This is a genomic window from Candidatus Zixiibacteriota bacterium, assembly GCA_040753875.1.
GTDB lineage: Bacteria > Zixibacteria > MSB-5A5 > GN15 > FEB-12 > DATKJY01.
Map to the genome: position 1 here is coordinate 21,598 of JBFMDV010000018.1, position 6,000 is coordinate 27,597.

The 6,000-nt window shown below is 55.1% G+C and carries 5 protein-coding genes; 2 read left to right on the forward strand and 3 right to left on the reverse strand.

Features of this window, described 5'->3' with window-relative positions; all coding sequences use genetic code 11:
• Positions 1-9: 9 nt before the first annotated feature.
• The 3 genes from AB1644_06390 to AB1644_06400 form a co-directional block, all read right to left on the reverse strand.
• Positions 10-1,107, reverse strand: coding sequence for an efflux RND transporter periplasmic adaptor subunit (locus tag AB1644_06390; GenBank protein MEW6050675.1), 1,098 nt, complete (start codon positions 1,105-1,107; stop codon positions 10-12).
• A 99-nt stretch (positions 1,108-1,206) separates the two neighbouring features.
• Positions 1,207-2,250: a DNA alkylation repair protein gene (locus AB1644_06395; GenBank protein ID MEW6050676.1), complete on the reverse strand. Its 1,044-nt coding sequence runs from the start codon at positions 2,248-2,250 to the stop codon at positions 1,207-1,209.
• An 82-nt stretch (positions 2,251-2,332) separates the two neighbouring features.
• The gene (locus AB1644_06400; protein MEW6050677.1) at positions 2,333-4,153 is read right to left on the reverse strand and encodes a M3 family oligoendopeptidase; all 1,821 of its coding nucleotides are present in this window, start codon (positions 4,151-4,153) and stop codon (positions 2,333-2,335) included.
• 574 nt (positions 4,154-4,727) lie between these two features.
• Here AB1644_06400 and AB1644_06405 point away from each other — a divergent pair.
• Together AB1644_06405 and AB1644_06410 are read left to right on the forward strand one after the other, a co-directional pair.
• Entirely contained in the window at positions 4,728-5,060 is a 333-nt protein-coding gene (locus AB1644_06405) for a hypothetical protein (GenBank protein ID MEW6050678.1), read from the forward strand.
• Positions 5,061-5,574: 514 nt separating this feature from the next.
• The coding region (locus AB1644_06410; protein ID MEW6050679.1) for a hypothetical protein at positions 5,575-6,000 on the forward strand (426 nt) is incomplete at its 3' end.

The following is a 6,000-nucleotide window of genomic DNA, read 5'->3' on the forward strand; positions in this document are numbered from 1 at the left end:
CCTGTACGCCTATTCCGGTTTGATCTCTTTGGGCGGACGTTCTACCAGCATCTCCCCTTCGTTCAGTCCCTCCGTTATCTCCATATTGATTCCGTCGGAAAGGCCGGTCTTGACCGTCTTGGTGGTCACCACACCGGTGCTGTCCTGCACCTCGCAGGTGGTAATCGTGTCCGATACTTTGAGGAGTCGCTCCGGCGCCATGAGTATGCTGTCTTTTCTATTGATGATGATATTGGCGTTGGCGCTGTATCCCGCTCGGAGCAGCCTGCTGCCGGTCTCCCCGATGGCGATCTCGACCTCGAACAATGTCGATCCCTGGTCCTTGTGCGCTTTGGGAGAGATAAGCGACAGGGTCCCGCGGACGGTGTCATTCGGCATGGCGCCGATCTCGATAACGGCCGGCATCCCCGCATGCAGTTTGCCGACATCGATCTCATCGACATTCCCCTTGAAAATGAGGTCTTCCATGTATGCCAGACTCATCAGTTCGGTACCTGCCTGATACGACGTCAGCGGCACCACCGGGTCCCCCTCCTCAACCGACAGTGACAGCACCATGCCGGAGATGCTGGAACGAATAATGTTGTCCACCTTTCGGTCGGCCACCTCGGTGCGGCCGGATTCGGTGAGGGCCAGTTTTTCCTTGGCCATTTTCAACCGGAGTTCAGCTTCCTCATAGTCAGCCTTCTTGGAATCAAACTCCTGCGATGAAATCAGTTGTTTGTCGCGAAGTGACGTGGTTCGTTCGAACTCGGTCTTGATATTGTCGAATGTCACCTCCGCCAGTTCCACCTGACGTTTCACCTCGGCATACTCAATGGGGGTTGGGTCTGGCGCGATGTCCATAAGCGGATCGCCGGTCTTTACCTGGTCTCCGACCTGCACATAGATTTTGCGGACAATACCGCCGATTTTGGATTTGACGGAGATCTCACGCCGGGGGTCAATCTTTCCGACCGCCAGCGCCTTGTCCACGATTGAGCCTTTCTTGACCGGAACGGTCTTGACAACATCTTCCTTCTTGGCGGAGCCGTTCCTGGCGAAAAACAGCACGATCGCCGCAACCAGAATGAGTGGAATACCAATGAGGAGTGCTTTCTTGAGCATATCGACAGCTCCCAACTGCTGGGGTTAGATTGTCAACGACTGCTTCTATCTGTACGGGCGGAAACCGGCAAGGTTTCCACAAATCGCCGAGCGAACCAGTTATCCGCGCACCAGATCGAACGAAGTTCGGGCCAGCGGCCGCCCGTTCACGATCAGTTCAACCAGGTGTTTGCCGGGGAAATGGCGGCGGGTGGAGCGCTCCGCGAATGAATGCCTCGTGCTCAGCTCAAGCGATCCGCCGGCGGGGAGCCTCTTCTCGGCCCACTTAAAAAGCTTAGGCTGTGTGCGACCATTTGATTTAACATAGTGGATTTTGTAGTCGATTGCCAGTTTCTGCGGCCGGGCAGCTTTGGATACCAGACGACAGGTCAGGATGAACTCAGCACCGATAGTCACTCGCCGCTTCGAAGTGGCGAGCGTCACTTTGCCGAGCTGCACCGAAGGAGTGAAACCGAACAACGGGAACACCCCTGGTACTCCCTTCTTGATCAGTGAACGGCAGGCATGTTTCAGGATCCAGTTGGTGTGCGGGTTCTTGTCTTTCATCCACCGGACGGCGGTCTTGAGCAGGATGTCGGGGTAGTCCTTGGAGATGTCGTTGAGGTTATTCGCGACCGCTTTACGGACATATAATGAAGGGTCCGCTTTGAGATGCTCTAATATCTTCAGAACGGGTTTTGGGTCCTTGCGGAACGCCTCGATATGCATGGTCCAGACCCCTCGCGGACGGCTTCCTTCAGCCGCGAGACGTCGAACATGCTCGTTCGGGTCGGAGGTCCATTGTTCGAGTACCGCGACCATCTTGTCAGGATACCTAACAATGTACGGCCGGATCGCAAATTCGCCGGTGCCGTGTTTGGTGAGCTCCTGCATCGCAGCGACTGAATCCTCAAAATGCTCCAGCCCGAACTGTTCGACATAAGAGGTGAAGATCCAGTTTTCGAATATGGGAAGCCCCGGTGCGGCGGCAATGAGGATATCGACTGCCTTGCGGTAGTCGCTGGGCAGAAACTCCTGCAACAGTGCGGCCAAGAGCTTGATCCGCTCTTTGAGCTCGCGGGTATCGAACCGCTCCCGCACTGCGGCAGCGATGTACCCCTCGGTATTGAAACGCGGATACACGCTGGCCAATGCTTCCGCCATAGCTCGCACTCTGTCAAGATCCAGGTGATCCTTCCAGAGTTTTGTCTTCCCCCTGCTGGTCGCTCTAGGACTCACGGAAAACTCAGCTCGTTGCAGACCCAGCCATCACTACGAATTTCTCTACTTGCGCCAGCGACCGGTCGACGGCGTTTAGCCAAAACTCTTCTTTGGTCAGATCGACACCGAGATGTTTCTTCGCCGCTTCTTCGGTGGTCATACGGCCGGTATCCTGAAGCAAGGCGAGGTAGTTTCTGGCAAACGAGCCCCCTTCTTGTTTTGCTCGCGCATATACACCACCGGCAAACAGAAAGCCGAATGCGTAGGGGAAATTATAGAACGGCGTATCGGTGATAAAGAAATGCAGCTTGGAACACCAGAAATACGGGTGGTAGCCTGATTCGTCCAGCAGCCCATTAAACGACTTTCGCTGCGCCTCGACCATCAACTCGCAAAGCCGGTCTTTACCGACTACACCGCTAGCACGTTCGGTATAAAATGATCTGTCGAACAGGTATCGGCACTGGATATCCGTGAAAAACACATACGCCTGTTGCAGTATCTGGTCGAGAAGCATGAGCTTCTCCTGTGGGTTGTCGGCCTGCGCGAGTGCGGCGTCGTTGACCAACATCTCGCTGAAGATCGACGCGGTCTCCGCCAGCCCCATGGGGTACATAGTGGTCAGGAATGGCTGGTCTTTCAAAGTGTAGCCGTGATAGGCATGACCGAGTTCGTGCGCCAGCGTGGAGAGATTGTCGTACGTGCCGGCATAGGTCATGAAGATGCGGCTCTGCTTGAATGTGGGCAGATGAATGCAGAAGGCGCCCCCGGCTTTGCCGGCACGGTCCTCCGCCTCGATCCAACGTTTGTCCAGCGCCATGCGATAGAAATCCGCCATGTGTGGCGAGAAGGTGCGGACATTATCGACAATGAACTGCCCGGCCTCGTCGTATGAATAGATCCGGTCGGCCTGGCCGCACGGCACAAACTCGTCGTACCAGCGGAACTTGTCGATGCCGAGCAGCATCTTCTTGGCATCTATATACGGCGCCAGGCGCCTTGTCTCGCGCCCTACCACGTGCCACATGGCATCGAGGGAGGCCTCGCTCAGACGGTTCATCTTGAGCGGCTCTTTCAGAAACGAGTTCCAACCCCGCTTCTTATAGAGTGACAACCGGAAGCCGCCCTGCGCGTTGAGCGCCATCGCCGCTAGATCGGCGCGGGATTTCCAAGCGTCGGTCATCTTCTCAAATGCCCTCTGGCGGACGGAACGGTCAGTGTGGTTCATCAGGATCGCAAGTTGTCCAAGCGACATAGTCTTGGTCTGACCATCTACCTCCATCTCGACCCGCAAATCTCCGGCCATCTTGTCATAGAGCCGGTTCCAGGCGTGGTAGCCATTCACACCCAGTTCGAGCGCGAGCGATTCGAGTTCGAGTGGCATCCGGTCGCGGGCGTTGGTGCGAAGCTCGTTCAGATAGAACTGAACGGGCGCAAGTTCCGGGTTGCCGACAAGCTGCTGCCAAGCGCTGTCACTTTGTTTGGCGGCGAGCGCTTCGAGACCGGTTTTCAGCTTCTCCCATTCAGAGACCAGCAGGTCCCCCTCGCCGACGATAGCGTGCCCCTCGTGGTCGGAGACATCGGCCGCGATCAGACAGCCGCCGAAACCACGGATCACTTCGATCTGCTCGCCGAGGGATTGAAACAGAAGAATGAATCTCGTCCAGGCAGCATGGTTGCCTGTATCCAGAGTAGCCGGAAGTACGCTAAGCTGGCGGGAAGCCTCGGCCAGACCATCTTTGGTTTTCTGGCGAAAGACGCGGAATTCCAGTGATTTACTTCCTCCGGGAAAGAGCGAGTCGAGGTCCCATCTGGGGGCGGCGGGGATCTTGGTGGCGGTGGTCATTATGGTCAGCTCCTGACGAATGTGTCGTGGGTGTATCCGAGGAGGAAGATACGAAAAGACTCATGTAGGTCAAGAGCAGCTGCTCACCACTAACCCGCCCCAAGGGGCGGGGCACCCCACCGTTTGGGGGCTGTTGAAAAAGTGGCGGGTCACACGGCCGCGCTTCAACGCCAGCATACACCGTCATCGTCGCACTGAGCGAAGTCGAAGTGCGGCGATGATATAACGTGCGGCCGCAAGACCCGCCACAACGAACGATTGCTGCTGACTTCGGAACAGCATAGTTTTTCAACAAGCCGCTTGCGGTGGGATCAGAGCGCTGCACCGCCGATGCCAGTCGCTATAACAACAGTTGATGCTCGCGGCGAGCAGGTGTAGTTTATTGACGAAGCAGAGCTATGCGTCGCCCTAAGCGGAGTCGAAGGGCGAACGGAGGTACGATACAATGCCTCACCGAGACGACGAACAAGACCCAGTCGATTATGTTTGGTGTACAGACCATTAGGTGGTGTCGGGCGTCCCCGCCCGACACCTGTAAATCAAGAATCTCAGTTTTTGCTGAATAGGAGGTTATATGCGAACGATGGTCACGATCAATGACATCGCGAGCCTTGATGAGTTCAGGGACATGATGTTGCCGGTCGCACAGGCCAATTACGAGTATACCGCCAGTCTCCCGCCTCCCGCGCCGGGCAAGCATCGGATAAACGTAGCTCCGGAGTTGATGATGTTACTGTCGGCAGACGAGTTCATGCGAAAGCTGCCCAAAGAGTATGTGGTTCGAACCCGCAAGCCGAATGAACTGCTGTATAGCGGCAAAAACGTAGCAATCGGAAAAACTATCCCCCGAGCTGTCGTAATTGAGACGCTTTACAAGATGAAGACCATTATAATGGGCGACGAGTAGAAAAAGGCGTCCATCTTGTGCTAATCTTGACCGGTATAGAGTCACACCGGCAACAGGAATTGTCTTAGAATCCAAGCCGATCTGTGTGTTGGGGCACCGCAGACCGGTTATTTTTCTGCATTTTCGGGTTTTGGGGACTATTATCTATTTGTGTGGAATGAGACAAAAATCACTTGCGGGGGGGGGGCGAATTCAGTATGTTGTAGCAGTTATATATGTAGCTTGGGCGATCCTGTCCGCCCTCATCGTTTCCTTTTCATCATGTCGTCGCAACTATGCCAGGGCGGGAGACTCTCGAGTCCAGATAGACATGAAATTCAAATGATATAAATGATATATTAGGAGCCGGTGTATGATACGATGGCTAAATCTAACAGCATTGTTTATCCTACTGCTCATTAGTTCACTCTTCCTTACGACATGTACTGACGACAAACCGACTGAACCGGTCAAGTCCCCCCACATAGTTTTAAGTGAGACGGGCCTTAGTTTCAATGCGGTTCAGAATGGCTCTTTGCCGAGTAGTCAGACTTTCACGATCACCAATGGCGGTGGTGGGACGCTGAACTGGAGTGTCTCGGAGAAGAATAACTCGACCTGGCTGGACGAGACGCCCAAGGGGCCGACAAACAGCAACAGCCAGACAATCACGGTCTCAATCACGAGTACGAATTTGACTCCGGGAACGTATCGGGACACGGTTCTGGTATCCAGTACCAATGCCGACAACAGCCCCCAGAAGGTGGCGATCACCTACACCGTCGCGCCGGTCGATGAGCACATCGTTTTGAACCCGACGAGCTTGAGTTTCAGTGCGGTTCAGAATGGCTCTTTGCCGAGTAGTCAGACTTTCACGATCACCAATGGCGGTGGTGGGACGCTGAACTGGAGTGTCTCGGAGAAGAATAACTCGACCTGGCTGGACGAGACGCCCAAGGGG